1 protein-coding gene is annotated in these 546 nt (G+C 61.4%); it reads right to left on the bottom strand.

The window, feature by feature from the left end:
* The coding region (locus tag ACR0KM_RS21000) for a zinc-binding dehydrogenase (protein ID WP_480865575.1) at positions 1-546 on the bottom strand (546 nt) is incomplete at both ends.

A 546-nucleotide genomic window follows, 5' to 3' on the forward strand; every position in this document is an offset into this window, starting at 1 on the left:
GCGCCGATTCCAGCGCGTCGCGCATCACGCCCACATTGCCGGTGGCGTCAAAGGTGTAATCCGCGCCGCCCTTGGTCAGATCGACCAGATAGGGGACCAGATCGCCCTCGACCTCTTTGGGATTCACGAAATCGGTCATGCCGAACTTGGTGGCCATCTCGACCTTGGCGGGGTTCAGATCGACACCAACGATCTGATCCGCCCCGGCCAGACGCAGGCCCTGAATGACGTTCAGACCGATACCACCCAGACCAAACACGATCGCGCGGCTACCGATTTCGACCTTGGCGGTGTTGATGACAGCTCCGATACCGGTGGTCACGCCGCAGCCGATATAGCAGATCTTGTCGAACGGCGCGTCCTCGCGCACTTTGGCCAGCGCAATCTCAGGCAGAACCGTGTGGTTCGAGAAGGTCGAGCAGCCCATGTAGTGCAGGATCGGGTCACCATCCAAAGTCGAGAACCGGGACGTGCCGTCGGGCATCAGTCCCTGCCCCTGCGTCGTCCGGATCGCCTGACACAGGTTGGTCTTGGGATGCAGGCAGT

Source organism: Ruegeria sp. G10 (assembly GCF_056533645.1).